Genomic DNA, 25319 nt, shown 5'->3' on the forward strand with positions numbered 1-25319 from the left:
CTGCTGCAGCTGCCGGCGCCGACCGCGGCGGCGATCGCGGTAACCGGCGTGTTGATCGCCGCGCTCTCGTGGCGGCGGCCACTGTCGAACGTGACCCGCGCGCTGCTGGCGATAGCGATCGTCGCGGCCGTCAGCGCGCAGTTCGGCTTTAACTTCGGGCGCGACACCGGCTGCGCGTTGCTCGGCGCGATGCTCGCGCTCAAACCCTCGGAAACCGTCAGCCTGCGGGACGCGCGCAGCCTGGTCGGATTCGCGCTGTTCGCGCCGTTCTCGACGTTCCTGCTCGACCAGGGTCCGACTTCGTTGGCTCTCGGACTGATCGGCGCGACGCTCGCGCTCGGCGCGATGCACCGGTTCGCAGCCGCCGAAGGTGGCGCGCCCACCGCGGGGTTCGCCGCACCGCTGAAACAGTCGCTGCGCCTGCTCGTGGGTGGGATCCCGCTCGCGCTCGCGATCTTCTGGCTTTTCCCGCGCATCGCGTCGCCGATGTGGGGCGTGCCCGGCCGCGCGCAGGCCAGGGTCGGCCTATCCGACACGATGTCACCCGGCGACTGGGTGGACCTGCTCGCCGACGACCGCGTCGCCGCGCGTGCGCGTTTCGAAGGCGCCACGCCGCCCAAGTCGGCGATGTACTGGCGCGGCCCGGTGCTGTGGTCGTTCGACGGACGCACGTGGCGGCGGGGCGCAGGCGCCGACGCAACACCGCCGTCGATAGTTCCATCCCGCACGCGCTGGACGTACACGCTCGAGATCGAACCGACGGACCGCAGCCAGCTGGTGGCGCTCGACCTTCCGCTGGAGATTCCCGCCGGCGCTACAGCGACCTCCGACTACTCGCTTCGCAGTGCGCGCGCATTGGCCGGCCTGACGCGCTGGCGCATGACGTCGTCTCCGCCCGCCGCGTTCGGCGCTACGTTGAGCGCATCGCAACGGCGTCGCGCACTGCAACTGCCCGGGGGCTTCGACCCGCGCACCGTCGCGCTTGGACGCGAGCTGCGGACGCGCCTGCACGACGACCGCGCGATCGTCACGTACGCCCTCGACTGGATCCATCGCGACTTCGCGTACTCGATCGCCGCGCCGCCGCTCGATCGCGATTCGATCGACGACTTCCTGTTCCGCACTCGCGTCGGCTACTGCGAGCACTTCGCGGGCGGCTTCACGATGCTGATGCGCAGCGCCGGCATCCCGACGCGCGTGGTCACCGGCTACGTGGGCGGTCAATGGAACCGCCTGGGCGGCTACTGGATGATCCGGCGCATGGACGCACATGCCTGGGCCGAAGTGTGGCTGCCCGGGCGCGGGTGGGTGCGCGTCGATCCCACCGCGGCGGTCGCGCCCGAACGCATCTACGACACGGTCGACGACCAGCTCCCCGACGGCGGCCTGTTCGAGACGCTGCAGGGCCCCCGCGGCATCAGTCAGGTCACCGACTGGCTGAAGCAGAACTGGAACGACATGGTGCTTGGCTTCAACGCCGACCGGCAGTCGCGGTTGCTGGCGCCGCTGGGCCTGCGCCGCATGGATCCGACGGAGCTGGCGATCGCGTTCGGTATTGCCGCGTCGCTCGCGCTGGGGCTGATGGTCTGGCTGGGAACCCGCGGCCCGCGCGAGCGCGATCCGGTGCTGCGCGCCTGGCATGCGCTCGATCGACGCTATGCCCGCTTGGGCCTTGGACGCGCGCCGCACGAACCAGCGACTGTCTGGGCTGAACGGATCACGAAGGCGCGCGCGACCGGCGCGGCGCAGCTGCAGGATCTCGTCGCCCGATTCACGCAAGCGCGTTACGCTGCCAATGTCGCGGACGGGGCGTCCGTGCGTGGGCTGGTACGCGAGCTTCGTCGCCACCGCCCTTCCTGATCACGTGCTGGACGCGCTCCCGTCCGGAGGCCGCCATGAACCCGAGCAAGACCGTACTTGTCGTCGCCCTCGCCGCTGCGCTCGCTGCATGCGCGAGCGTGCCGCAGCCGCTGCAGGGCCAGTTCACACCGCTCACGCCGCGCGAAGCCGTTGAACGCGACAGCACAGGCGCCGTGGTGCGTTGGGGTGGCCGCATCGTTGAAGTCGAGCCGCAGCCCAATCGCACCTGCTTCCAGATGATCTCGACCAAGCTCGACGTCTCCGGCCGCCCCTACTGGGCGAGCGACGACGTCGGCGGGCGTTTCATCGCGTGCCGAACAGGTTTCTACGACCCCGCGGTATTCGAGAAGAACCGCGAGGTGACCTTTACCGGCCGCATTGAGGGCTACGAATCGCGTCGTATCGGGCAGTACGACTACCGGGTGCCGCGCGTCGCCGCCGACGTGGTCTACCTGTGGCCCGTTCGCGAACGCGTCGACGTGATCGAGCGTCCCGCCCCGTGGCCGTGGTGGGGTTGGTGGTGATGCGCGACCGCTGACCGGTCCAATGGAAAAGCCCGCCGGAATGGCGGGCTTTTTCTTGCGGCGCAGCGCGCGACGCCCGTCAGTGTCGTGCCCCGAAGCCCCCGAGTGCAGCGCCTGCGAGCAGGTGCAGGTGGAGCTGGAAAACCGTCTGCCCGGCATCGCGCCCGGAGTTGACCACCACGCGGTAGCCATCCCGTGCGAAGCCCTCTCGGCGCGCGTAGTCGGCCGCCGCGAGCATCAATCGGCCCAGCAATGCGGCGTGCTCGGGCCTGGCGGCATCGAGCGATGCAATCGGCGTCTTCGGCACGAACAGCACGTGCACCGGCGCGGAAGGCGCGATGTCGCGGAAGGCGATCAGGTCGTCGTCCTCGAACACGATGTCCGCCGGTGTTTCGCGGCGGATGATCTTGCCGAACAGCGTGGTGTCGGAGTCGCTCATACGCACCTCATTCGCGGATTTCAGAACGCGTGCCGAAGGAATGGGACAGCGTGCCGCGGTCGACGTATTCGAGTTCGCCGCCAAGCGGCACACCGTAGGCGAGGCGGCTCGGCGTCACGCCCTGCTGCCGCGCCAGTTGCGCAAGGTAATGCGCCGTCGCTTCGCCTTCCACGGTCGGGTTGGTGGCGATGATCAGCTCGCGCACCTCGCCTTCAGCCAGGCGCGCGCTCAGGCGGTCGAGGCCAAGTTCGCGCGGGCCAATGCCGTCGAGCGGCGAAAGCCGACCCTGCAGCACGTAGTAGAGCCCGCGGTAGCCGGTCGCCTGTTCGATGGCGAGGCGATCAGCGGGTGTTTCGACGACGCAGAGCTGATCGACATCGCGCGACGCACTCGCGCAGACGTGGCAGACCTCGCTCTCGCTGAAGTCGCGGCAGCGCGCGCAATGACCGATGCGCACCACGGCCTCGGCCAATACCTGGGCGAGGTGCTGGCCGCCGGCGCGTTCGCGCTCGAGCACGTGGTACGCCATGCGCTGCGCCGACTTGCCGCCCACGCCCGGCAGCACGCGAAACGCTTCGATCAGTTGCTCCAGCAGCGTGCTCATGGGAACTCCGCCCACCTCGGCGAAGCATGCGGGCTCAACAAGGCACGCATCGACATGGCGCGCGCCTTGCTCAGAACAGGCCCGGCAGCTTCATGCCCGGAGGAATCGGCATGCCCGCCGTCGCCGACGACATGCGCGACTGCGATTCGGCATTGACCTTGTTCACGGCGTCGTTGAAGGCGGCGGCGATCAGGTCCTCGGCCATCTCGGGGTCACTCATCACGCTCGGGTCGATGCGCACCTTGCGGCACTCCATGCGCCCGGTGATCGTCACGCTGACCATGCCCGCCCCGGCGTTGCCGGTGACTTCGATCTTGGCCAGGTCTTCCTGTGCCTTCTGCAGGTTTTCCTGCATCTTCTGCGCCTGCTGCATCAGCTGGCCGATGTTTCCACGCATCGTCTGGACTCCTGGGTTTCGAAAAACGGTTGGCGTCAGCCTTCCAGCGGGCGCACGGATTCGGGAACGATTCGGGCGCCCTGCGCGACAAGCTTGCGCACGTCGGGGTGCTGTTCGAAATCGCGCTCGGCGGTCGTCTGCTTCGCGTCGCGCGCGCGTTCGAGATGGACGCGCACCGAATCGACCGGACGCGCCGGCGCTTCGAACCGGATCTGCGGCGCACGCCCGAAGCGCGGCACCAGCGCATCGGTGAGCATCTTCACCATCGCCGGGCCCTTGAGGTGTTCGTCGGACGGCTCGATGGACAGCGACAGCACGCCGGCGCTGCAACCAACGAAGCCGACGTTTTCCGCGAGTATCCGCGCCGGGCCGCGCAGGTCGCAGGCGGCGACCCAGTCGCGCCAAGCGTCGGCGTCCGCGATGCCGCTATCAGCGGCGACAGTTTCGGTCGGCATTTCGTGCGGCCGCACGTTGCCGCCCGTCGTGACGAACGTTGACGCGACCTCCGGGGACGTGGGCGCGTCGAGTCGAGGCGCCGCCAGCGTTTCAGCGCCATGACTGCGCGCGACCTCCTCCAGTGCGACGCCCGTCGCACCCGGCTTTCCCGTGTGCACGTTGGATGCGACCGGCATCGCCGCCGGTTCGGAGGTTGCGGCTGGCGTCGACGACGTCAGTGACGGCGTGGCGCGAGCCTGGGGATCCGCCGACGCGACCTCCACCTTGGCGCGCGAAAGCTCCGCACGTGCGGCAGCCGCTGCATCGCCGCGTTGACGCTGCGGTGCGGACGCGACCGGCCGCTCGCTGCGCACCGATGTGCCGTCGCTGCCGGCATCAGGCCGGAACGCCAGCATCCGCAGCATCACCATTTCAAATCCGGCGCGCGGGCCGGGCGCGAGCGGCAGGTCGCGGCGACCGTTGAGCGCCATCTGGTACCACAGCTGCACGAGCTCGGGCGCAAGCGCTTCGGCGAGCGCGTCGACCGCAAGACCCTCGACTTCCAGCACCGCGCCCGGCACCAGCTGCCGCACCTGCACGTGGTGCAGCGCTTCGGCGATCGCCTCGAGGACGTCGTCCCAATCGGGGGAGAACTCGCCGAGGCGTTCGACTTCCGCCATCAGCGCTGCGCCGTCACCGGCGGCGAGCGTGTCGAGCAGCGCACCGACATGGCCGCGGTCGACCGTGCCCAGCATCGTTGCTACCGCGGCATCGGTGAGCTGCGACGCCGTGTACGCGATCGCCTGGTCGAGCAGCGAAAGGCCGTCGCGCAGCGAACCATCGGCCGCGCGCGCGAGCTGGCGGATCGCGCCGTCCTCGACCGGAATCTGCTCGGCTTCGAGGATCTTGCGCATCTGGCCGCGGATCTGCTCCTCGTCCAGACGCTTGAGGTTGAACTGCAGGCAGCGCGACAGCACGGTCACCGGCAGCTTCTGCGGGTCGGTGGTGGCCAGCAGGAACTTCACGTGCCCGGGCGGCTCTTCCAGCGTCTTCAGCAGCGCGTTGAACGCCGACTTCGAAAGCATGTGCACTTCGTCGATCAGGTAGACCTTCACCCGCCCGCGCGACGGCATGTACTGCGCGTTGTCGATGACCTCGCGCACGTCGTCGACGCCCGTGTTGCTGGCGGCGTCGATCTCGAGCAGGTCGATGAAGCGGCCGGCGTCGATGTCGCGGCAGGAATTGCACTCGCCGCAGGGGTCGGCCGACGTGCCGCGCTCGCAGTTGAGTGACTTGGCGAAGATGCGCGCAATCGTCGTCTTGCCGACGCCGCGGGTGCCGGTGAACAGGAAGGCGTGGTGCACGCGGCCGCTGTCCAGCGCGTTGGTCAGCGCCCGCACGACATGCTCCTGCCCGACCAGTTCGGCGAAGCGCTTCGGGCGCCATTTGCGGGCGAGGACAAGGTAGGACATTCGGTTCCGGCGGGTGCCGCCGGCGCGTCCGGCGAGGTGGAACGATTGTGCCAGAGCCTCGTCGCAGCCCGTGCGCGCCTTGTGGCTGCGGGCCGCCGCGGCGTAGAATCGGCGGCCCTGAAGACGGCCGGATGCCGGACTCGGGCCCAGGTGCGGAGAGGTGTCCGAGCGGTTGAAGGAGCACGCCTGGAAAGTGTGTAAGCGTCTAAACCGCGCTTCGGGGGTTCGAATCCCCCTCTCTCCGCCATATATCAACGCCGCAATACGGGCGTGTTCCACGCAAGTCTCTATGGTGGCCCCGTCGGCCCCTCGCGACGCTAGGTCGAAAACTCCGCCAGGGCCGGAAGGCAGCAACGGTATCGATCGACGCGGGCGCCGAGGTCAGCCGGCGGGGCCATCGCCATTTCTGTCCCGCCTTGGGCAGCAGCCGCACGAAGCTGGCACCGGCGCGTGGCCGGTGCACGTTCGCTTTTCGGCTGCGGCGCAACGGCCGCCGCATGTACGGATTCGCTTGGCGGGCAATCGCGGTTGCAGCGCGCCTCAGGCTGAGTACAGCGCCGAAAACGCATCGAAATCCGACACGTCGAGCACGCCCGAGACGAAATGGTGCGGCACGCGCAGGCGCACGTCGACGCTCTCGTCGTCGTCGGGTTGCAGGTCGAGAAGCATCTCGAAGTAGGCGCCGCTGTCGTCGACCTTGCGGCATTCGACGTAGGCGCCGAACGTCGCGCCGACGCGCAGCCATGGCGTGAGCACGGTCGCCAACTCGATGCGGCCGGGTTCGTTGAGGAAGACGCGGATTCGGTGCCGGCGCTTGGACATGGGGAAGGGTCGGTAAGTCGGAAAGCTCGACGGTATCGCCTGGCGCGTGCGCGGTGTGCGAGGGCTCAGCCCGGCCACGGCTCGGCGCGATGAGCGGTCGGTTCCGTCAACGGGATCACGTCCCCTGCCCGCCCGACCCGGTACCCGCGCGCGGCCAGCGCTGCCCCGTCCGCAGCGCTTGCGTAGTGATAGAGCAGGCAGCGTTCGAGAAGCGCCGGCGGGTATTCGCGCTCGAGGTCGTCGATGCCACTGTGCGACGGGTTCCCGTGAAGGCCGCAGTCATGCGCGACCAGTTCACCCGCGTCGGCATGGCAGGCCAGCATTTCCGGGATGGGCCGCGTATCGCCGGTCCAGACCATGCTGCCTCGCAGGCGCAGGCCGAACGCGGTATCGGGCCAGTGATGGCGTGCCGCGAACGTGTCGAGCCGGATGCCGTCGTGCCAGAAACCGTCGCCGACCGGCACCAGCCGGAACGCATCCCAGAAATTCGCACCGCCCTCGGCCAGCACGTTCGGATACGCACCTATGCGCTGGTGCAGCAGCGGCACCAACGGTGCGGGGGCATACACGATCACTTCGCCGCGCCGCGTCGTATCGAAGTAAGTGTCGACGAACAGCCGCTCGAAACCGCCCACGTGATCCAGATGCGCATGCGTGATGAACAGCGCGCGCGGCGATTCGCCGTAGCACGCCTGGTAGTCGGTAAGCCCTTCCGCGCCGCAGTCGATCGTGAGCCACGGGCGGCCATCGCGCTCGATCGTCGCCATTGCCGAGCCGAGCGCCACAGCGGACGCGTTGCCGACACCGTGCAACCGCAATGCCCAGCTCATCTGGCTTCCCACTCGGCGTCGTATGCCTGACGCAGACGCGTGAAATCTTCCTCGACCTCGCCGACGTCGCGCACGCCGCGGCGCTTCAGCAGCGAACGGTGCAGCCGGCTGAGGTTTCGCTCGCGCCAACCGTTGCCGAGGGTGCGGAACAGCCCGCGGTCAAGATCGATCACCCAGCCGTTGCCCGCCGCGTCGAACAGCAGGTTGTCGGCGTTGAGGTCGGCGTGATCCAGCCCGGCGCGGTGCATGCGCGCCACCAGCCGGCCTGCCTCGGCCCAGGGGGCACGTGGCTCCATGGCGCGTGCGGCGAGCGTGCTCACATCGTGCAGCCGTTCGACCAGGATCGCCGCGCGGTAGCGGATGCCGCGGCGTTCGTAGAACGCGGCGAGCGGCGTCGGCACGCTGATGCCGCGGCGCTGGGCCTCGCGCGTCAGGCGCAGTTCGGCAACGCTCCGGACGCTGGGTTCGCCCTGCCACAGATAGTCCGACCTGCTGACGCGGGCGACGAGGCCGCCACGACGGTACTGTCGGAGCACGCAGCCGCCGAAGGGCGCATCGACGAACCACGCGGCACCGCGGCCGCCGGTTTCGACAGGCCTGGCCTGCGCGCCCCAGGTGTCGGGCGAAAACCATTCCGGTGCGGCTTGTGGGGCGCGCGTCGCGTCGAACACAATCGCGCCTCGGCCCTCGGGGCCGTCGAATTCGATCCGTGCTTCGGCCTGCGCGGGCGTCATGACCGGAGTCTAGCAGCGCATGACAGGCCCTCTTCCGCTCGCGCCGCACCCGCATGTCTGCCTGCTGCGGCTATCCGCGCTCGGCGACGTCACGCATGTGCTGCCGCTGATCCACACGTTGCGCGGCGGAATTCCACAGGTCCGCATCAGCTGGGTTATCGGCGTGGCTGAGCACCGCCTGCTGACCGGCCTGCCCGGCGTCGACTTCATCGTGTACGACAAGAAGAGCGGCGTCGCCGGGATGCGTGAACTGCGCCGCTCGATCCAGGCGCCCTTTGACGCCCTGCTGCAGATGCAGGTGGCCGCGCGCGCGAACTTGTTGTCGGCGTTTGTCCCCGCGCGTCGTCGCATCGGTTACGACCGCGCGCGCTCGAAGGACCTGCACGGCCTGTTCGTGCGGGAACGCATCCCGGCCCGGCCCGGCGTCCACGCGCTCGATGCGATCGGAAGTTTCTGCGAGCCGTTGGGCCTCAAGCAGACGCATGTGCGCTGGGAGATGCCGGTGCCGCAGGAAGCGTTCGACTGGGCCGCGGCGCAATGGCCGGATGACGGCCATCGCACGCTGCTGATTTCGCCCTGTTCGAGCCATGTGCGACGCAACTGGCGAAGCGAGCGTTACGCCGCGGTGGCGGACCATGCCGTCGCGCGCGGTTGGCGGGTGGTGCTCTGCGGCGGCCGCAGCGACCTCGAACGCAAGGCCGGCGACGCGATCACCGCCGCGATGCGCTCCGCGCCGCTCGACCTGATCGGCAAGGACACGCTGAAGCAGTTGCCCGCATTGCTCGCCCGCGGCGACCTGCTGATGACCCCCGACTCGGGTCCCATGCACATCGCCAACGCGATGGGAACGAAAGTGCTGGGCCTGCACGCAGCCAGCAATCCGTTGCGCAGCGGGCCCTACAGCGACCTGCGCTACTGCGTCGATCGCTACGACACGGCGGCCCGACGCTTCCTGCACCGTCCCGCGGCCGACCTCGCCTGGGGCACGAAGATCGAATTCGACGATGTCATGGACCTGGTGACCGTCGAGGACGCGATCGCTGCCTTCGAACGCTACGTCGCCGATACCGCGTGACTCTGGGGTTCAGCCTGCCGGCTGCCGATAGTCCTGGTACGACTTCTCTTCGACGTAGGCGGAACCCAGCGCGAGATTGATGTCCTTCTTGATGCGCGCGCGTTCGTCGTTCTCGAAGTAGACGGCGCGCGCGAGCCGGATGAACTCGGCATCGAACTCCTGCCGCTTCTCCTTGACCCGGATGTCGTCCTCGATCTCCCAAAGCCGCTCGTTGACTGCCTTGAGGTCGGCGCGCAGGGGGACCACGTCGTGGCCGGCGGCCGGGTGCGCCATCCACGTCTGCTCGAGCGCGGCAAGTTCCTTGCGCACGTTCGCAAGCTTGGCCGCATCCTTCATGCGCTCGGACTTGATCTGCAGGATCGCGATCTTGTCGAGCAGTTCGCCAAACGAAACCGGCGCCTGGATCTCGGACATGGGAGCCTCGGAAGCGGGGGACGATAGTGTAGCGGCGGGCTTCGCGCCCTTGTCGCACGGCTGCCTCCGCCGTATGATTCACGGCCCCGCTGCGCGTCGGCGGGCGTCATCTGGAGAGGTGGCAGAGTGGTCGAATGTACCTGACTCGAAATCAGGCGTACGTTTATAGCGTACCGAGGGTTCGAATCCCTCCCTCTCCGCCAGATACGAAACAGGCTCCCGAACGGGGGCCTTTTTCGTTTTCGGCGCGCATAAGTGTTTTCCCGCCTTGCCCTCCGGCGCCTGCACGCCGATGATTCGAAGGGCCAGCCGGCAGGCGTGCGAGCCCATGATCGAATACGGACATCTGACCCACGCTGGATTGCGTCGCGAACTCAACGAGGACACCTACTACGCCGACGGCGAGCTGGGCCTTTGGCTCGTCGCCGACGGCATGGGCGGGCACGAATACGGCGAGGTGGCCAGTGCGCTGGCCCGCGAGACCATCGTTCGCGAGATCCGCGACGGCACGCCGCTCGCGCAGGCGATCCGCATCGCCGACGAGGAAATCATCGCGATGTCACGGCGTCGCAACGACGCCTTGCCGATGGGCACCACCGTCGTTGCCGCGCGCATCAAGGGCGACCGTTTCGAGGTTGCCTGGGTTGGCGACAGCCGCGTCTATCTGTGGCGCGAGGGGCAGCTGTTGCAGCTCTCGCAGGACCACAGCTACGTGCAGGAACTCATTGCCAATGGGGCGCTGACGCAGGAACAGGCGCGCAGCCACCCGCATCGCAACGTGGTCACGCAGGCGCTTGGCGTTACCGACCCGCGCAGCCTGAACGTGGAAACGATGACCGGCGAGTTGCGTCCGGGCATGCAATTGCTGCTGTGTTCGGACGGATTGACGGAAGAAGTCGACGATCGTGCGATCGCGCGGGTGCTCGCGCAGCTCGACTGCAGTGCGCAGGAATCGGCGGAAACGCTCGTCGCCGCGGCGCTCGATGGCGGCGGCTCGGACAACATCACCGTGGTGCTGGTGCGTCGCGCCTGAAGATCAGGCGGGCGCGAGGGCGCCGCCTGCGCCCGCCTCGTCGTGCGCGGTCCGATCCCAGACGACGGTGCCAGCCTTCTTGCGAATGGAGGCGAGCCGCGCCTCGTGTGCATCGAGGTCGTGGGCCGCAACCTGCACGCGCGGCCTCGGGCGGCTGAGGTCGATCTCGAACGGAAGCGCCTGCGCGCCGAGCTCGGCGGCGACATCCCCGAAGCCCAGGTCGCTCTGTCCCGACGTCAGGCCGATGTAGACCTCGGCGAGAAGCTGGGCATCGAGCAGCGCGCCGTGCAGCTGGCGATGCGAATTGTCGACACCGAGGCGACGGCAGAGCGCGTCGAGTGAATTGCGCTGCCCCGGGAAACGCTTGCGCGCGAGGAGCAACGTGTCCTCGACGCTGCAACGGTGCGCGAGGCAGCCGAAATGCGAGCCGCACAGGCGCAGTTCGTTGTCCAGGAAGCCGACGTCGAACGTGGCGTTGTGGATGATCAGCTCGGCGCCTTCGATGAAGGCGAGAAACTCCTCGACGACCTCCGCGAAACTGGGCTTGTCGGACAGGAAATCGAGCGTAAGTCCGGTGACTTCCTGCGCCCCCGGCTCGAATTCGCAGCCCGGATTGAGGTAGCGGTGGAACGTGCGGCCGGTCGGCCGGCGCTCGATGAACTCCACGCAGCCGATTTCGACGACGCGGCAGCCGCGTTCCCAGCTCAGGCCGGTGGTTTCGGTATCGAGGATGACCTGGCGCATGGCGGTTCCGGGACGTCGTTGCGCACAAGCCTAACGACGACGCGTCGCACACGTGCGTGCGCGACGCGCGCATCGGTCACGCGTGGCGGCGCTCACCCTGCTTGATCGCTGTGGCGGCCACGCGCGCGAGCTCGTCGACCCGTTCGTTGTCCGGATCGCCGTTGTGGCCCTTCACCCAGTGCCACTGCACATGGTGACGGTCGGTCGCGGCCTTCAGGCGCTCCCACAGGTCGCGATTCTTGACCGGGGCCCCGGCGGCCGTCTTCCATCCGCGACGCACCCAACCCGGCATCCACTCGGTGATGCCCTGCCGGACGTACTGGGAATCCGTGTAGAGGTCGATGCCACAGCCTTCGGTCAACGTTTCCAGTGCCTGGATCGCTGCCATCAGCTCCATTCGGTTGTTCGTCGTGTCGACTTCGCCGCCCGAAAGCTCGCGTTCGCGGCCCTTGTAGCGCAGCAACGCGCCCCAGCCGCCGGGGCCGGGATTGCCGAGGCAGGCGCCGTCGGTGTGGATTTCGACCGCCTTGAGGTCGTTCATCGGGTTTTCGCGCATCCGCCATTGTGCCCCGCCCGTTGGCTGGACCGCTCGTCGGGGCGTTTCCATACGCTTAAGTATGGATGTCGGAGCCTCGAAATCAGTCATTTAGGGAACATTTCTCAACATCTGCGGCCGGTGAGGGCCGGCTGTCACGGTCACCGAGGGTTGACGGGGCCGGCCGGGGTGGGCAAGGTCGCCCCTTCTTCGGGACCAGCACCCCAGCCGTTCAGCGTATTCAGGAGGCATCACGCTGAGGTGGCCCTAACCGATGGAGGTACTTGCCAATGCGTCTGCAGCCGTTGAGTGCGCGCGTCGACAACTACATCTGGGTACTACGCAATTCCAAGGGCCGAGCGCTGGTGGTTGATCCCGGCGAAGCCGGCCCGGTTCTGCAAGCAGCCAACGCCGATGCCTTCGTGCCCGCGGCGATCCTGCTGACCCACCACCACGATGACCACGTGGCCGGTGCCGCCTCCCTCCTGGAGCGCTGGCACGACACACCGGTCTACGGCCCGGACGACGACCGCGTCGGCCTGCACATGCACCGCCCCGCCGACGGCGAGGCTTTCCATATCGACGACTGGTCGATTCGAGTGATGCACGTGCCGGGCCATACCCGCACGCACATCGCTTTCTACGTCGAGGACGCCGGGAACGATCCCGTGCTGTTCTGCGGCGACACCCTCTTCAGCCTCGGCTGTGGACGCCTCTTCGAAGGCGACGCGTCCGAGATGGAGAACTCGTTGGGGAGGCTCGCAGCGCTCCCACCCGCTACCCGGGTCTGCTGCGGGCACGAGTACACGCTGGCCAATGCCGCATTTGCGGTGGTGGTTGAACCCGACAACGCGGCGCTGCGGCGCCGCATGAAGGAGGCCAAGACCATGCGAGACGCTCGACAGCCCACGCTCCCGACCACGATCGGCAGCGAACTTGCCTGCAATCCCTTCCTGCGCTGCGATCAGCCCGCGGTCGTAGACGCCGCGTCGCGCCGCCTGGGCCGCGCGCCCGCCGGCCGCGTCGAAACGTTCGCCACGCTGCGCGCGTGGAAAGACGGATTCGCGGCATGAACACTCTTCTTAATAAGACGGGCGCCGCCGCGCTCGTGGCAGCGCTTGGGCTCGCCGCGACCGGCACCACGCTTGCCGCCGATGCCTCCGACAGCCGTAACGGCCGCGAGATCTACGAGCACTTCCGCGCCGGCCTGGCCGAACCGGAATGCCCCGCCCAGCCCTCGCGCTGGACTCACCAGTTCGCCAACGCACCCGAGCGCCTGGCCGATCGAAGCGACGACACGCTGGTGCTGTTCGGCCACGTGGTCGAGTCGGTCCGCGCGGCGCATCTGCCGACCGAATACGCGCTGATCCCGTTCGTTGAAAGCGGCTACAAGCCGAGTGCGCGCAGCAGCGCCGGCCCGGCCGGGCTGTGGCAGATGATCACCACGACGGCACGCAACCACAACGTCCCGATGCGCGCGGGTTACGACGGCCGGCTTTCGCCGGTCGACTCCACCCGCGCCGCCGTGCGTTATCTCAAGACCCTGCACGGCATGTTCGGTGGCAACTGGCGACTGGCGGTCATGGCGTACAACGCGGGCGAATACCGCGTGTTCGGCGCGATCAAGCGCGCCGGCCAGACCCCGCGCACGGCGAAGCCCGAATCGCTCGGGGGGCTTTCCGCCATCACCCAGGCATACGACGACAAACTGCACGCGATTTCGTGCGTGATTGCACGCGCCGATGACCAGCCCCGTTTCATGGCGTCGCTCGATCGCCCGGTCCGCGCGCTGGGACCGATCGCGTCTTCGCAGACGATGATCGCCATGGAGCGCCCGAAGCCCAGCCCGGCCGCCGCGATCGAGACTGCTTCAGTGATGGCGCCGGGTTCCGCGGCCTCCGCGCTTGGCAGCGTGGCCGGCGCGTCGCCGGGTGCCTCGGCGGTTGCCAGCGTGCTGTCGCCTTCGCCGCAGCCCGCGTCGGCGGACACCGTGGCGGCGTTCGCTACGTCGTCGCCACGCCGCCACATCGTCGCAGCGGGCGAAAGCCTGTGGATGATCGCGCGCCGCTACAAGGTCAGCGTCGCCGAACTGCTGAGCCTCAACGGGTTGCACGCCAGCCGTTTGCTCGCGCCCGGCATGGTGCTGGCCGTGGATTCGCTCGCCTCGAAGTAGCCTCGCGCGCTCGCGGCGGGCACACTACGGCGCCCCGCCCACCGCAATGGGCGCCAGTTACGGAGAGCACATGGGTTTCCTTCAGGGCAAGCGCGCACTGATCACGGGTATCGCGAGCCAGCGCTCGATCGCGAGCGGCATCGCCGAGGCAATGCATCGCCAGGGCGCCGAACTCGCCTTCACGTACCAGAACGAGAAGCTCAAGTCGCGCGTCGAAGCCGCCGCCGCCGAGTGCGGCAGCGACATCGTGATCCCGCTGGACGTCAGCAGCGATGAACAGATCGCTCAGTGCTTCGAACAGCTCGGCAAGCGCTGGGACGGCTTCGACATCCTGGTGCACGCCATCGCCTACGCGCCGCGCGAGGCGATCGAAGGCGAGTTCCTCGACGGCCTGACCCGCGAAAACTTCGCGATGGCGCACGACATCTCGGCGTATTCGCTCGCCGCCCTCGCCAAGGCCGCGCGCCCGATGATGCAGGGACGCCACGGCTCGATCCTGACGTTGAGCTACCTCGGCGCGGAGCGCGCGCTGCAGAACTACAACGTCATGGGCGTCGCGAAGGCGAGCCTCGAAGCCACGGTGCGCTACCTCGCGCTCAACCTCGGGCCGGAGGGCACGCGCGTGAACGCCATCTCCGCGGGCCCGATCAAGACGCTTGCGGCCGCCGGCATCGCCAACTTCCGCAAGATGCTCCACCACTTCGAGTCGTACGCGCCGATGCGCCGCAGCGTCACCATCGAGGACGTCGGCAACGCAGCGGCGTTCCTGTGCTCGGACCTCGCGGCGGGCATCACCGGCGAAGTGACGTACGTCGACTCGGGCTACAACATCCTCGGGATGACGGGCATCGGCGACGAAGATTGATCGGACGCGACGCCAACTGACCGAAAAAAAAGCCCGGCAATGCCGGGCTTTTTCTTTGCTTATGAAGGCGGCAGTACGTGCGGACAGGCTGGCGGTCGCGGGGTCGTGCGGTCGCGGGGTCGTGCGGTCGTGCGGTCGTGCGGTTGTTGTCCAACATCGGCGCGGCCGGTCGGCGTTGCCGCAACGAGCGCCCGGATACGACGACGGCCCGCCACCAGGCGAGCCGTCGTACGCCATCAGAGGCAGGAGGTCAGAGGTTGGACTCGTTCACCTGGACCTTGTAGCTGCGGCGCAGGGCGCGCACGGTCGCGTCGAAGTCGACGACCCCATGCAACTGTGCGATCTGCCGTGCGATCTGCGCCGCGTCGCCGCCCACGTCGGCCACGTTGCCCGGCTTGACCGCGTCGACGACGAACACGATGGCGCGGCCATCCGGCAGGACCTTTGATCCGACAGCGGCCTTGCCCCTTGGCGCGTAGGCGGCGAAGAACGCATCGGATACGCCCGGCGCCAGGACCTCGGCGCCACGAGGCACACCGAGCAATGGCTTCGGCGGCGGCAGCCCCTGGCTCGCTGCGACCTGCGCGAGCGGCTGCCCGGCCTTTACCTGGGCGGCGATCGCCTCGGCACGCGTCCGTGAGGCCTTCAGCAGCCGATCGGCGTGGATCGCCGCCACGACCCGGTCGCGCACCTCAGGCAGGGCGAGCTGGCGCGCAGCTGTGTGCCCGGTCACGCGCAACAGCACCGTATGGTCTTTGCCGATGTCGATGGGGTCGGACACCATGCCCTGGCCAATGGCCGTCTCGGAGAATGCGGTCCGCTGGACGAGCGGGTGCGCGAGCGCGCCGCTCCCCTGTCCGCGCGCCAGAGGCCCTGCGGTCAGCAGCGGCACGCCGACCTGACGGGCGGCGGGGCCAAGCGTCGACGGGTTCTTCAGCACCGCGTCGACGATCTTCGAGGTGACCTCATTGAACTGCTTCTCGCGCGCGCTGTCCGCGAGCTCCTTCTCCAGCGCCGGTCGCGCCTGCTCGAAGGCCTCCTGTCGGCCCGCCTGCACCTGACGCAGGGTGATCACGTGCCAGCCGAACTCGGTCCGTACCGGATCGCTCACCTGCCCCGGCTGCATCGCGAAGAGCGTCTTCTCGAACGCCGGCGCAAGCGCCCCACGCGCCACGAAGCCGAGATCGCCGCCGGCAGCCTTGGAGCCCGTGTCGTCGCTGTTGGCACGTGCAAGCGCGGCAAAGTCCGCGCCCGGCACGCGGGCCTGCGCTGCCAGGCGTGTCGCCTTGTCGTGCGCGGCCTTGTCGATCGAGGCACTCGCTCCTGCCGGCACGCTGATCAGGATGTGCGAGGCCTGGCGCTGCTCAGGCGCGACGAAACGGGTCTTTTCCTGCTCGTAGCGCTCGCGCAGTGCGGCCTCGTCGATCGGAGCCGCCGCCGGGAGCGTCGAGGCGTCGATGTCGACGTACTCGAGTGCCACCGTCTCCGGCGCGCGATAGGCGGCGCTGTGGCCGCGATACCACGACTCGATCTCGGTCGGCGACACGGGCGCGGTATCGGCCGGCAGCGCGGGCAGCTCGACCATCGAGAGGTCGCGACGCTCGCCGAGCAGCGCGACGAGACGGTCAGTCGATGTCGGGGTCGCGAATGCGCTGGCGCCGACGGTGGTGCGAAGCATGGATTGCGCCAGGCCGTCGCGGACCAGCTGTTCGAACTGCCGCTCCGTCCGCGGCGGGTTCAAGGTGCGCAGCGCGAGGCGGTACTGCTGCAGGTCGAACTTGCCGTTGCTCTGGAAAGCGGGGATCGCAGCGATTTCGCCCTGCACCATCGCGTCGCTGACGGCGATGCCCTGCCGCTGTGCCCACAGGCCCTGTACGCGTTCGTCGATCAGGCCGTCCAGCACCTTGCGCTTGCTTGCGGCGCTCTCGAAGTCGCGGGCGTCGAACTGCGCACCCTGTTGCTGGCGCGCAGCCTGCCGCTCCTGCTCGAAGCGCTCGCGAAAGTCGCGCTGGCTGACGTCCTGGCGCTCCCAGAGCATCGATACCGGCCATGCGGCGGGCGCGGACGCCCACCATGACGGCGGCGCGCTGATCGACGCGACCGGCATCTCGCGCGAACGCTGGAAATAGTCCTGGACGCCGACGAAGGCGAACGGCACCACGAGCAGGCCGAGCACCACGGTGGCGACCCAGCCGGAAGTCTTGTCGCGTAGGTTCTGCAGCATTGCGGCACGGCGTTGGGCGAAGCCCGACAGTGTAGCCGCTTGCACGGGTCGTGGACGCGCTGCGCCGGCGCGCGGATGTCGCCCAAAAGAAAAGCGCCTTTCGGCGCTTTTCGAAGATGGCGGAGCGGACGGGACTCGAACCCGCGACCTCCGGCGTGACAGGCCAGCATTCTAACCGACTGAACTACCGCTCCATTGTGCTGATGCGACAGCTTTCGCTGCCCGCTGCTTTCGCATTTCTGCCCGGTGTGCGCCCGGAAAACAAAGGCGCCGCGAACGGCGCCTTCGAAACAACATGGCGGAGTGGACGGGACTCGAACCCGCGACCTCCGGCGTGACAGGCCAGCATTCTAACCGACTGAACTACCACTCCGCGTCTGAAACTTCTTGTTGCCAGGATGCTGTGGTGGGTGCTGAGGGTTTCGAACCCCCGACCCTCTCCGTGTAAAGGAGACGCTCTACCGCTGAGCTAAGCACCCGGCTCGACCAGCACCAAACTGCGCTGGCAGACGAGCTATTTAGTTTACAGCGTCCTTCAGGGCCTTGCCAGCCTTGAACGACGGATTCTTCGACGCGGCGATCTTGATCGTCTCGCCCGTCTTCGGGTTGCGGCCCTGGCGAGCCGCGCGGCTGCGCACCTCGAACGTGCCGAAGCCGACCAGCGTCACGGTCTCGCCCTTCTTGAGCGTCTTGGTGATCACGCTGACCATCGCGTCGACGGCGTTTGCGGCTTCCGTGCGCGACAGTTCGGCGGCATCGGCGATGGCCGCGACAAAATCGGCTTTGTTCATTCTTCTACTCCGTGGGCGGCGTTGCGCCGCAAATGTGCTGAGAACCGGACATACCCCTGACCGGCAGGATCCCCTGTTCGACTTTCCGCCCGGCACGTTGCTCGTGCGACGACGCGGACGGCGCTCGTTATACCAGCGCCGTCGAGACAGGCGCAAGCCGGAAAGCCAGTAACGACGCGGCTTTCCGGCTCGCTAGCACATCCAGCGACGCAGTATCAGTGCGTCACTTCAACCGGTGTCGTGCCCACGGGGACCTCGTGCACGGGCATTTCTTCCGGCACCGGAATCGGCGCCGCCGACGGCGTAAACGGGCGCTCCAGCGCGACACCGAGGACCTCGTCGATCCACTTCACCGGGATGATGTCGAGGCCCTTGGTCACCGACCTGGGCATGTCGACGAGATCCTTCCTGTTCTCGTCCGGGATGATCACCGTCTTGATCCCGCCACGCAGCGCCGCCAGCAGCTTTTCGCGCAGCCCACCGATGGGAAGCACGCGTCCGCGCAGGGTGATCTCGCCGGTCATCGCCACGTCCGCCTTGATCGGATTGCGCGTCAGCAACGACACCAGCGCGGTGACCATCGCGATGCCCGCGGACGGTCCGTCCTTCGGCACCGCGCCCTCCGGCACATGAACGTGCAGGTCGTGCTTGGTCAGGAAGTCGATGTCGATCCCGAGGCTCTCGGCGCGGCCGCGCACCACAGACAGTGCCGCCGATGCCGACTCCTTCATGACGTCGCCCAGCTGGCCCGTGAGCAGCATGGCGCCCTTGCCCGGCGCCAGCGCGGCCTCGATCTGCATGAGATCGCCGCCGACCTGCGTCCACGCCAGACCCGTCACCAGGCCCACTTCGTTCTGCTCCTCGGCGCGACCGAAGTCGTACTGCTGCACGCCGAGGTACTTCTCGAGGTTCTTCGGATTGACCAGCACGGCGGTCTTGCGCACCTTCGGCCCGGCGAGTGCGAGTTCCTTCACCACCTTGCGGCAGATCTTCGCGATCTGGCGCTCGAGGTTGCGCACGCCGGACTCGCGCGTGTAGTAGCGGATTGTGTCGCGCAACGCGTCGTCGGTGATGCGGATCTCTTCCTCGCGCAGGCCGTTGGCCTTGATCTGCTTGGCGAGCAGGTAGCGCTCGGCGATGCTGAGTTTTTCCTCTTCCGTGTAACCGGGAATGCGGATGACTTCCATGCGGTCCAGCAGGGGGCCCGGGATGTTCAGCGAGTTTGACGTCGCGACGAACATCACCTCGGAGAGATCCAGGTCCACCTCGAGGTAGTGGTCGTTGAACGCGCTGTTCTGTTCGGGATCAAGTACCTCCAGCAGCGCCGATGACGGATCGCCGCGGAAGTCCATCGCCATCTTGTCGATCTCGTCGAGCACGAACAGGGGATTCCTGCTGCCGCACTTGTTGAGATTCTGCACGATGCGGCCCGGCATGGAACCCACGTACGTACGGCGATGCCCGCGGATCTCGGCTTCGTCGCGCACGCCGCCGAGCGACATGCGCACGAACTTGCGGTTGGTCGCCTTCGCGATCGACTGCCCCAGCGATGTCTTGCCCACGCCCGGCGGTCCGACGAGGCACAGGATCGGCCCGCGCATCTTCTGCACGCGCGTCTGCACCGCGAGATATTCCAGGATGCGTTCCTTGACCTTCTCGAGGCCGAAGTGGTCGGCGTCGAGCACTTCCTGGGCGACTTTCAGGTCCTTGCGGACCTTCGTCTTCTTCTTCCACGGCACGCCCAGCAGCCAGTCGAGGTAGTTGCGCACGACAGCGCTCTCGGCCGACATCGGCGACATCTGCTTGAGCTTGTTGAGCTCCGACTTCGCCTTTGCCTCGACCTCCTTCGGCATGCCGGCTTCGGCGATCTTGCGCGTCAGCTCCTCGATGTCGTTCGGCGCATCGTCGATGTCCCCCAGTTCCTTCTGGATCGCCTTCATCTGCTCGTTGAGGTAGTACTCGCGCTGGCTCTTCTCCATCTGCGACTTCACGCGGCCGCGGATGCGCTTCTCGAGCTGCTGCACGTCGATCTCGCCGTCGACGAAACCGATCAGCATCTCGAGGCGTTCGCCCACGCCGCTGGCCTCGAGCAGGCGCTGCTTCTCGGAGATGCGCACCGAGAGATGCGCGGCGACGGTGTCTGCAAGGCGGCCGGGGTCGTCGATGCCCTGCAGCGTCTGCATGAGCTCGGGCGGCAGCTTGCGATTGGACTTGACGTATTGCTCGAACAGGCCGAGCAACGTTCGCGTGACGGCTTCGAGTTCGCGCTCTTCGCGATCAGGTTCCACATCGATCGGGCGGGCGCGACCGACGAGTGCGCCGTTTCGTTCGACGACCTTGTCCACCTTCGCGCGCGACACGCCCTCCACCAGCACCTTGATCGTGCCGTCCGGCAGTTTGAGCAGCTGCAGGACGTGCGCGAGCGTGCCGACGGCGTAGAGGTCGCTGCCCGACGGGTCGTCCACATCCGCCGACTTCTGCGCGACCAGCAGTATCTGCTTGTCGGTTTCCATCGCATGGTCGAGCGCGCGAATCGACTTCTCCCGGCCGACGAACAGCGGGATGACCATGTGCGGAAAGACCACGACGTCACGCAGCGGCAGGACCGCAAGGTCCTGGAACTCGCGGGCGGTGGATTCGGTCATTTAGCTACTCCCGGGTGCATGGCTCGGGCCAGCATGCGGCCGGCGCCGAAAAAAGGGCGTGGAGACTCGCCCGGACCCTTAATGGGGTTCGCGGAAAATGGTTGCAAGCGCCATACCAGCGGCGCGGCGGCGTCAGCTCGCCCGGTCCGTCGCGTCCGGCGCGCAAGCGGCCGTAGGCACAGCACGGCCGTAACGCAACCGACGGCGCGGCGGCACAGCGGCCGCGGCGGCGCAGCGCGACGAACCCGGCCTGAAACGACAACGGGCGGCCTGGGCCGCCCGTCAGAACTGTCAACACCGGCCGTCACTCGCCGGAAGCGGCCTTCGCCTGAGGCGCCGGCGGGTTCTGGTAGATCAGGTACGGCTCGGCCTTGTGCTCGATCACCGTCTCGTCGACGACGACCTTGCTGACGTTTTCCAGCGACGGCAGGTCATACATCGTGTCGAGCAGCACGGATTCCACGATCGTGCGCAACCCGCGCGCGCCGGTCTTGCGCTTGAGGGCCTTCTTGGCGATGGCCACGAGCGCGTCGGGCCGGAACTCCAGCTCGACGTCCTCCATCTCGAACAGCTTCTTGAACTGCTTGGTGATGGCGTTCTTGGGCTCGGTGAGAATGCGCACCAGCGCCGGCTCGTCGAGCTCCTCAAGCGTCGCGATCACCGGCAGGCGACCGACGAACTCGGGGATCAGGCCGAACTTGATCAGGTCCTCGGGCTCGACTTCCGCCAGCACCTTGCCGATCTCGGCCTTGCGCTCGGAGCTCTTCACCTTCGCGCCGAAACCGATGCCGCTGGTGTCGGTGCTGCGCTGCTGGATGATCTTGTCCAGACCCGCGAACGCGCCGCCCACGATGAAGAGGATGTTGCGCGTGTCGACCTGCAGGAACTCCTGCTGCGGATGCTTGCGCCCCCCCTGCGGCGGCACGCTGGCAACCGTGCCTTCGATGAGCTTGAGCAGCGCCTGCTGCACGCCTTCACCGGACACGTCGCGCGTGATCGACGGGTTGTCCGACTTGCGCGAGATCTTGTCGATCTCGTCGATGTAGACGATGCCCTGCTGCGCTTTCTCGACGTCGTAGTCGCACTTCTGCAGCAGCTTCTGGATGATGTTCTCGACGTCCTCGCCGACGTAACCGGCTTCGGTCAGCGTCGTGGCGTCGGCCATCGTGAAAGGCACGTTCAGAAGCCGCGCCAGCGTTTCGGCCAGCAGCGTCTTGCCCGAGCCCGTCGGGCCTACCAGCAGGATGTTCGACTTCGCCAGCTCGACCTCGTCGTTGCGCTGGCGGCTCTCGATGCGCTTGTAGTGGTTGTACACCGCCACGGCGAGCGTGCGCTTGGCGCGCGACTGCCCGATCACGTACTGGTCGAGAACCTCGAGGATCTCCTTCGGCTTCGGAAGATGGCTGCGCGTGGACTGCGCCTTCTCCTGGAGCTCCTCGCGAATGATGTCGTTGCAGAGTTCGACGCATTCATCGCAGATGAACACGCTCGGGCCGGCGATGAGCTTGCGCACCTCATGCTGGCTCTTCCCGCAGAACGAGCAGTAGAGGATCTTGCTGCTTTCGCCCGTGCGGCCCTGTCGGTCGTCGCTCATGTTCTGCCCGGCTAATACTGGTTTAGCAGTGTGGAACCACACCGCTGAATGGCGGCCCGAGGATAGCACAGCGACCCGAGGCCCTCGCGGGCCCGGGACGCCGTCATTTCCGGGTCGGTGGAACCGCCCTCGAAGGCGGGGACGCTTGCTCAGGAAGCCTGGATGGAATCTTCCGGGCGACGCTCGAGCACCTGGTCGACCAGGCCATATTCCTTGGAGGCCTGCGCGCTCTTGAAGTTGTCGCGTTCGGTATCCCGGGCGATTGTCTCGATCGGCTGGCCGGTGTGCTTGGCGAGGATCTCGTTCAGGCGCTGGCGCAGCGTGAGGATCTCGCGGGCGTGGATGTCGATGTCGGACGCCTGGCCCTGGAAGCCGCCGAGCGGCTGGTGAATCATCACGCGCGCGTTCGGCAGCGCATAGCGCTTGCCTGCCGCGCCCGATGCCAGCAGCAGTGCACCCATCGACGCTGCCTGTCCAACGCAGATCGTGCTCACGTCCGGCTTGATGTATTGCATCGTGTCGTAGATCGCCATGCCTGCCGTAACCACGCCACCGGGCGAGTTGATGTACAGGTTGATGTCCTTCTCGGGGTTTTCAGCCTCGAGGAATAGCATCTGGGCCACGATCACGTTTGCGACGTGGTCGTCGATCGGACCCACCAGGAAGATCACCCGCTCCTTGAGGAGGCGCGAGTAGATGTCGTACGCGCGCTCGCCGCGGCTGGTCTGCTCGACCACCATCGGCACGAGATTTAGGGCGTGGGGGCGGTTGTCCATGGGTCGACGTATCTCGAAATTGGGTGTGCGGTCCAGCTAAGGGTGGGGCCGGCTGGACCGTGGCACAAGGCCTTACTGACGGATCGCCTCGGCGAAGGTCAGCGGCTGTTCCGTGTGCTGGGCGCGCTCGGCGATCCAGTCGATGACCTGTTCTTCCATCACGCGCGTCTGCAGGCCCTGCATCAGGTTCGCATCGTTGCGGTAGAGCTCGATGACCTGCTGCGGCTCTTCGTACGTGGACGCGATCAGGCGCATCGTCTCGTTCACGCGGCGCGGGTCGAGCTTCAGCTCGTTTCGACGTGCGAGTTCACCGACCAGCAGCCCGACCAGCACGCGCTTGCGCGCCGGCTCCATGAACTGCTCGAGCGCGTCCTCGGGCAGGTCGCCCTGATGACCCTGGCGGCGCGCGTTCTCGAGCGCCTGCGCAGCGATGGAGCGAGCCTCGTTTTCGACCAGGCGCGGCGGCAGCTCGACGCTCTCATACGCAGCAATCAACTGCTCGCCGACTTCGCGACGCAATCGGTTCATGAGCGCGCCCTTGAGCTCGCGCTCCAGGTTCGAACGGATCTCGGCGCGGAACTGTTCCGAATCGCCGCTCTTGACGCCGAAGCTGCGGATGAACTCGGCGTCGATCTCCGGCATTTCCGCCTCGGCGACGCGTCCGACCGTGATGTTGACCTGCACTGTCTTGCCCGCGAACTCGGGCACGCGCCAGTCGGCCGGGAAGTCGGCGTCGAACTGCTTGGTTTCACCAGCCTTCGTGCCGATCAGCTGCTGTTCGATCGTGTCGAACATCATCCCCGAACCGATGACGTCGGCGCCGTGCTCGACGCCCTCGGCCGGGACGCGCTGGCCATCGGCCATCGACCACGTCTCGAACTCGACCAGGTCGCCCGTCATGCCGCTGCGCTCGACGGTTTTCCACGTGCGGCGCTGCATGCGCAGATTCTCGAGCATCGTGTCGATGTCGGCGTCCGTCACCTCGGCGGTGTGGCGCACGACAGAGAGCTTCGACACATCGATGTCACCGAAATCCGGCACGACCTCGAAGTTGGCGACGAAGGCCACCTGCCCGTTAGCGCCATCGGCGGGCTCGATCCGCGGCGAGCCGGCGAGCTGCAGCGCGTTGTCGCGCACGGCATTGCGGAAGCTGTCGCCAAGCATCTGGTCGAGGATTTCGCTGCGGACCTGCTGGCCGTAGCGCTGCTCGATGACCTTGGTCGGCACCTTGCCGGGGCGGAAGCCCTTGAGCTTCGCGCCGCGCGCGATCTCGCGCAGGCGGGCGGCGACAGCCGTGTCCAGCTGGTCGGCCGGAAGGCTCAGGGTCATGCGACGCTCGAGGTTGCCGACGGATTCGACCGAAACTTGCATATCCACTCCTGCGACCGCGGCTCTGGCCACGGCACGTATGTCAGACGGTTCGGGCGCCGGCCGGAAGGCCGACGACGCGTTGGGTAACGCGATAGTTTGGCGGATCGGGCCGGTGGGCGCCAGACGTGGGCGCTGCCTCGGCGACGCGAGACACAGGAGGCTGCCCCGGGAGACCTGGCACGCGCCAGGCCGCCGTGCAGACGGAAGCGCGGGCGGTATGACGCCTTGGCGGCCAATCGGCGCGCGAACACCTCTACCTTCGATCTGGTGCGAAAGGCGGGACTCGAACCCGCACGCCTTGCGGCGCTGGAACCTAAATCCAGTGCGTCTACCAATTCCGCCACTTTCGCGATGTTCAACGCCACTAAAAAAAAAAGCACCCGGCGGACCGGGTGCTTTGAAGTGGTGGGCCGTCAAGGATTCGAACCTTGGACCTATTGATTAAGAGTCAACTGCTCTACCAACTGAGCTAACGGCCCGTACTGCGAATTTTAACAGCTATCGCGGAAGACACAACCGCGACGTCTAAATGGGGTGGCTGAGGGGACTCGAACCCCCGACATCTGGAATCACAATCCAGTACTCTAACCAGCTGAGCTACAGCCACCGTAGAACTTGGTAACGGCTGCTCAAGGGCAACAGCGCGTCGTGTATCAGTATGCAGCGCCGAGGCGCGTTGTAACGACCCGCACCACGATTTCAACCAACCCGGCGCGCCCGGCAGGAATCGAACCTGCAACCACCGGCTTAGAAGGCCGGTGCTCTATCCGGTTGAGCTACGGGCGCATATCCCGAGCGATACCGTGTACAGGCCCGGCAGGGCCGGAATGGTCGGGGCAGAGGGATTCGAACCCCCGACCCTCTGGTCCCAAACCAGATGCGCTACCAGACTGCGCTATGCCCCGGCCGGTACTTCCGTCGCGCGCCAGCGCCGCGAAAGGCCAAGCATTCTCGACTGCCAC

At 67.2% G+C, this 25319-nt stretch carries 23 protein-coding genes, 10 tRNA genes and 1 other RNA gene; 10 read left to right on the top strand and 24 right to left on the bottom strand.

Annotated elements, in window-relative coordinates:
- Together FW784_RS00550 and FW784_RS00555 are read left to right on the top strand one after the other, a co-directional pair.
- On the top strand, positions 1-1860 hold a 1860-nt coding region (locus tag FW784_RS00550; protein WP_149351421.1), incomplete at its 5' end, for a transglutaminase TgpA family protein.
- Between the two features lie 35 nt (positions 1861-1895).
- Positions 1896-2384 carry a Slp family lipoprotein gene (locus FW784_RS00555; RefSeq protein ID WP_149351422.1) on the top strand — a complete coding sequence of 163 codons (489 nt, stop codon included), beginning with the start codon at positions 1896-1898 and terminating at the stop codon, positions 2382-2384.
- Between the two features lie 79 nt (positions 2385-2463).
- On the opposite strand, the gene FW784_RS00560 is transcribed toward FW784_RS00555, so the two are convergent.
- The 4 genes from FW784_RS00560 to dnaX form a co-directional block, all read right to left on the bottom strand.
- The gene (locus FW784_RS00560; RefSeq protein ID WP_149351423.1) at positions 2464-2823 is read right to left on the bottom strand and encodes a histidine triad nucleotide-binding protein; all 360 of its coding nucleotides are present in this window, start codon (positions 2821-2823) and stop codon (positions 2464-2466) included.
- A 7-nt stretch (positions 2824-2830) separates the two neighbouring features.
- Positions 2831-3427 carry a recombination mediator RecR gene (gene recR, locus FW784_RS00565; RefSeq protein ID WP_149351424.1) on the bottom strand — a complete coding sequence of 199 codons (597 nt, stop codon included), beginning with the start codon at positions 3425-3427 and terminating at the stop codon, positions 2831-2833.
- A gap of 70 nt (positions 3428-3497) precedes the next feature.
- Complete coding sequence (locus FW784_RS00570; protein ID WP_149351425.1) at positions 3498-3824, bottom strand: YbaB/EbfC family nucleoid-associated protein; 327 nt, start codon at positions 3822-3824, stop codon at positions 3498-3500.
- Positions 3825-3859: 35 nt separating this feature from the next.
- A complete protein-coding gene (dnaX, locus tag FW784_RS00575) occupies positions 3860-5731 on the bottom strand; it encodes a DNA polymerase III subunit gamma/tau (protein WP_149351426.1) in 1872 nt (623 codons plus the stop codon).
- A 154-nt stretch (positions 5732-5885) separates the two neighbouring features.
- On the opposite strand from dnaX, the gene FW784_RS00580 reads away from it, so the two are divergent.
- Both FW784_RS00580 and ffs read left to right on the top strand, forming a co-directional pair.
- Positions 5886-5978 (top strand) — tRNA-Ser (locus FW784_RS00580).
- 51 nt (positions 5979-6029) lie between these two features.
- Positions 6030-6126, top strand: an RNA gene (gene ffs / locus FW784_RS00585) — signal recognition particle sRNA small type.
- Positions 6127-6271: 145 nt separating this feature from the next.
- On the opposite strand, the gene FW784_RS00590 is transcribed toward ffs, so the two are convergent.
- From FW784_RS00590 to FW784_RS00600, 3 genes are all read right to left on the bottom strand, one after another.
- Complete coding sequence (locus tag FW784_RS00590) at positions 6272-6553, bottom strand: hypothetical protein (RefSeq protein WP_149351427.1); 282 nt, start codon at positions 6551-6553, stop codon at positions 6272-6274.
- Between the two features lie 65 nt (positions 6554-6618).
- On the bottom strand, positions 6619-7383 hold the full coding sequence (locus FW784_RS00595) for an MBL fold metallo-hydrolase (protein WP_149351428.1): 765 nt from the start codon (positions 7381-7383) through the stop codon (positions 6619-6621).
- Positions 7380-8117: a 3-deoxy-D-manno-octulosonic acid kinase gene (locus FW784_RS00600; protein ID WP_149351429.1), complete on the bottom strand. Its 738-nt coding sequence runs from the start codon at positions 8115-8117 to the stop codon at positions 7380-7382. Before FW784_RS00600 ends, FW784_RS00595 begins: the two co-directional genes overlap by 4 nt.
- Positions 8118-8136: 19 nt before the next feature.
- Here FW784_RS00600 and FW784_RS00605 point away from each other — a divergent pair, with 19 nt between their 5' ends.
- Positions 8137-9192 carry a glycosyltransferase family 9 protein gene (locus tag FW784_RS00605; protein WP_149351430.1) on the top strand — a complete coding sequence of 352 codons (1056 nt, stop codon included), beginning with the start codon at positions 8137-8139 and terminating at the stop codon, positions 9190-9192.
- Positions 9193-9201: 9 nt separating this feature from the next.
- Here FW784_RS00605 and FW784_RS00610 read toward each other — a convergent pair whose 3' ends face one another.
- Positions 9202-9606, bottom strand: coding sequence for a DUF6165 family protein (locus FW784_RS00610; protein ID WP_149351431.1), 405 nt, complete (start codon positions 9604-9606; stop codon positions 9202-9204).
- Between the two features lie 112 nt (positions 9607-9718).
- Here FW784_RS00610 and FW784_RS00615 point away from each other — a divergent pair.
- Positions 9719-9809 (top strand) — tRNA-Ser (locus FW784_RS00615).
- A 125-nt stretch (positions 9810-9934) separates the two neighbouring features.
- Positions 9935-10639 carry a PP2C family protein-serine/threonine phosphatase gene (locus tag FW784_RS00620; protein WP_149351432.1) on the top strand — a complete coding sequence of 235 codons (705 nt, stop codon included), beginning with the start codon at positions 9935-9937 and terminating at the stop codon, positions 10637-10639.
- Positions 10640-10642: 3 nt separating this feature from the next.
- Here FW784_RS00620 and dnaQ read toward each other — a convergent pair whose 3' ends face one another.
- Both dnaQ and rnhA read right to left on the bottom strand, forming a co-directional pair.
- On the bottom strand, positions 10643-11383 hold the full coding sequence (gene dnaQ / locus FW784_RS00625; protein ID WP_149351433.1) for a DNA polymerase III subunit epsilon: 741 nt from the start codon (positions 11381-11383) through the stop codon (positions 10643-10645).
- Between the two features lie 76 nt (positions 11384-11459).
- Positions 11460-11924 (bottom strand): ribonuclease HI, encoded by a 465-nt coding sequence (gene rnhA / locus FW784_RS00630; RefSeq protein WP_149351434.1) that lies wholly within the window; start codon positions 11922-11924, stop codon positions 11460-11462.
- 284 nt (positions 11925-12208) lie between these two features.
- Between rnhA and gloB the strand changes: the two genes are divergently transcribed.
- The 3 genes from gloB to FW784_RS00645 all read left to right on the top strand — a co-directional run bounded on the left by gloB (position 12209) and on the right by FW784_RS00645 (position 14956).
- Complete coding sequence (gene gloB / locus FW784_RS00635) at positions 12209-12991, top strand: hydroxyacylglutathione hydrolase (RefSeq protein WP_149351435.1); 783 nt, start codon at positions 12209-12211, stop codon at positions 12989-12991.
- Positions 12988-14091 carry a lytic transglycosylase domain-containing protein gene (locus FW784_RS00640; RefSeq protein WP_149351436.1) on the top strand — a complete coding sequence of 368 codons (1104 nt, stop codon included), beginning with the start codon at positions 12988-12990 and terminating at the stop codon, positions 14089-14091. Before gloB ends, FW784_RS00640 begins: the two co-directional genes overlap by 4 nt.
- 70 nt (positions 14092-14161) lie before the next feature.
- Entirely contained in the window at positions 14162-14956 is a 795-nt protein-coding gene (locus tag FW784_RS00645) for an enoyl-ACP reductase FabI (protein ID WP_149351437.1), read from the top strand.
- 250 nt (positions 14957-15206) lie between these two features.
- Here FW784_RS00645 and FW784_RS00650 read toward each other — a convergent pair whose 3' ends face one another.
- From FW784_RS00650 to FW784_RS00715, 14 genes are all read right to left on the bottom strand, one after another.
- Positions 15207-17180: a SurA N-terminal domain-containing protein gene (locus tag FW784_RS00650; protein WP_149351438.1), complete on the bottom strand. Its 1974-nt coding sequence runs from the start codon at positions 17178-17180 to the stop codon at positions 15207-15209.
- 117 nt (positions 17181-17297) lie between these two features.
- A tRNA-Asp gene (locus tag FW784_RS00655) sits at positions 17298-17374 on the bottom strand.
- A 102-nt stretch (positions 17375-17476) separates the two neighbouring features.
- A tRNA-Asp gene (locus tag FW784_RS00660) sits at positions 17477-17553 on the bottom strand.
- A 31-nt stretch (positions 17554-17584) separates the two neighbouring features.
- Positions 17585-17659: transfer RNA gene (locus FW784_RS00665), tRNA-Val, on the bottom strand.
- Between the two features lie 39 nt (positions 17660-17698).
- Entirely contained in the window at positions 17699-17971 is a 273-nt protein-coding gene (locus FW784_RS00670) for an HU family DNA-binding protein (protein ID WP_133479882.1), read from the bottom strand.
- Positions 17972-18186: 215 nt separating this feature from the next.
- The gene (lon, locus tag FW784_RS00675; protein WP_149351439.1) at positions 18187-20616 is read right to left on the bottom strand and encodes an endopeptidase La; all 2430 of its coding nucleotides are present in this window, start codon (positions 20614-20616) and stop codon (positions 18187-18189) included.
- A gap of 304 nt (positions 20617-20920) precedes the next feature.
- Positions 20921-22210 (bottom strand): ATP-dependent Clp protease ATP-binding subunit ClpX, encoded by a 1290-nt coding sequence (gene clpX, locus FW784_RS00680; RefSeq protein ID WP_149351440.1) that lies wholly within the window; start codon positions 22208-22210, stop codon positions 20921-20923.
- 149 nt (positions 22211-22359) lie between these two features.
- Positions 22360-22986, bottom strand: coding sequence for an ATP-dependent Clp endopeptidase proteolytic subunit ClpP (clpP, locus tag FW784_RS00685; protein ID WP_149351441.1), 627 nt, complete (start codon positions 22984-22986; stop codon positions 22360-22362).
- Positions 22987-23058: 72 nt separating this feature from the next.
- The gene (gene tig, locus FW784_RS00690) at positions 23059-24357 is read right to left on the bottom strand and encodes a trigger factor (protein ID WP_149351442.1); all 1299 of its coding nucleotides are present in this window, start codon (positions 24355-24357) and stop codon (positions 23059-23061) included.
- 265 nt (positions 24358-24622) lie between these two features.
- Positions 24623-24707: transfer RNA gene (locus tag FW784_RS00695), tRNA-Leu, on the bottom strand.
- A gap of 53 nt (positions 24708-24760) precedes the next feature.
- Positions 24761-24836, bottom strand: a tRNA-Lys gene (locus FW784_RS00700).
- 51 nt (positions 24837-24887) lie between these two features.
- Positions 24888-24964: transfer RNA gene (locus FW784_RS00705), tRNA-His, on the bottom strand.
- A 105-nt stretch (positions 24965-25069) separates the two neighbouring features.
- Positions 25070-25143: transfer RNA gene (locus FW784_RS00710), tRNA-Arg, on the bottom strand.
- A gap of 42 nt (positions 25144-25185) precedes the next feature.
- Positions 25186-25262, bottom strand: a tRNA-Pro gene (locus tag FW784_RS00715).
- Positions 25263-25319 lie beyond the last annotated feature (57 nt).

The sequence above is a fragment of the Cognatilysobacter lacus genome, assembly GCF_008274655.1.
Classification (GTDB): domain Bacteria; phylum Pseudomonadota; class Gammaproteobacteria; order Xanthomonadales; family Xanthomonadaceae; genus Cognatilysobacter; species Cognatilysobacter lacus.

Bases quoted from the DNA above. Each gene is read 5' to 3' on its own strand.
- FW784_RS00670 (WP_133479882.1), bottom strand. From the start codon at position 17,971: ATGAACAAAGCCGATTTTGTCGCGGCCATCGCCGATGCCGCCGAACTG.
- lon (WP_149351439.1), bottom strand. From the start codon at position 20,616: ATGACCGAATCCACCGCCCGCGAGTTCCAGGACCTTGCGGTCCTGCCG.
- clpX (WP_149351440.1), bottom strand. From the start codon at position 22,210: ATGAGCGACGACCGACAGGGCCGCACGGGCGAAAGCAGCAAGATCCTC.
- gloB (WP_149351435.1), top strand. From the start codon at position 12,209: ATGCGTCTGCAGCCGTTGAGTGCGCGCGTCGACAACTACATCTGGGTA.
- FW784_RS00595 (WP_149351428.1), bottom strand. From the start codon at position 7,383: ATGAGCTGGGCATTGCGGTTGCACGGTGTCGGCAACGCGTCCGCTGTG.
- FW784_RS00620 (WP_149351432.1), top strand. From the start codon at position 9,935: ATGATCGAATACGGACATCTGACCCACGCTGGATTGCGTCGCGAACTC.
- FW784_RS00640 (WP_149351436.1), top strand. From the start codon at position 12,988: ATGAACACTCTTCTTAATAAGACGGGCGCCGCCGCGCTCGTGGCAGCG.
- FW784_RS00645 (WP_149351437.1), top strand. From the start codon at position 14,162: ATGGGTTTCCTTCAGGGCAAGCGCGCACTGATCACGGGTATCGCGAGC.
- recR (WP_149351424.1), bottom strand. From the start codon at position 3,427: ATGAGCACGCTGCTGGAGCAACTGATCGAAGCGTTTCGCGTGCTGCCG.
- tig (WP_149351442.1), bottom strand. From the start codon at position 24,357: ATGCAAGTTTCGGTCGAATCCGTCGGCAACCTCGAGCGTCGCATGACC.
- clpP (WP_149351441.1), bottom strand. From the start codon at position 22,986: ATGGACAACCGCCCCCACGCCCTAAATCTCGTGCCGATGGTGGTCGAG.
- FW784_RS00610 (WP_149351431.1), bottom strand. From the start codon at position 9,606: ATGTCCGAGATCCAGGCGCCGGTTTCGTTTGGCGAACTGCTCGACAAG.
- FW784_RS00570 (WP_149351425.1), bottom strand. From the start codon at position 3,824: ATGCGTGGAAACATCGGCCAGCTGATGCAGCAGGCGCAGAAGATGCAG.
- FW784_RS00650 (WP_149351438.1), bottom strand. From the start codon at position 17,180: ATGCTGCAGAACCTACGCGACAAGACTTCCGGCTGGGTCGCCACCGTG.
- FW784_RS00605 (WP_149351430.1), top strand. From the start codon at position 8,137: ATGACAGGCCCTCTTCCGCTCGCGCCGCACCCGCATGTCTGCCTGCTG.
- FW784_RS00560 (WP_149351423.1), bottom strand. From the start codon at position 2,823: ATGAGCGACTCCGACACCACGCTGTTCGGCAAGATCATCCGCCGCGAA.
- FW784_RS00555 (WP_149351422.1), top strand. From the start codon at position 1,896: ATGAACCCGAGCAAGACCGTACTTGTCGTCGCCCTCGCCGCTGCGCTC.
- FW784_RS00590 (WP_149351427.1), bottom strand. From the start codon at position 6,553: ATGTCCAAGCGCCGGCACCGAATCCGCGTCTTCCTCAACGAACCCGGC.
- rnhA (WP_149351434.1), bottom strand. From the start codon at position 11,924: ATGAACGACCTCAAGGCGGTCGAAATCCACACCGACGGCGCCTGCCTC.
- dnaQ (WP_149351433.1), bottom strand. From the start codon at position 11,383: ATGCGCCAGGTCATCCTCGATACCGAAACCACCGGCCTGAGCTGGGAA.
- dnaX (WP_149351426.1), bottom strand. From the start codon at position 5,731: ATGTCCTACCTTGTCCTCGCCCGCAAATGGCGCCCGAAGCGCTTCGCC.
- FW784_RS00600 (WP_149351429.1), bottom strand. From the start codon at position 8,117: ATGACGCCCGCGCAGGCCGAAGCACGGATCGAATTCGACGGCCCCGAG.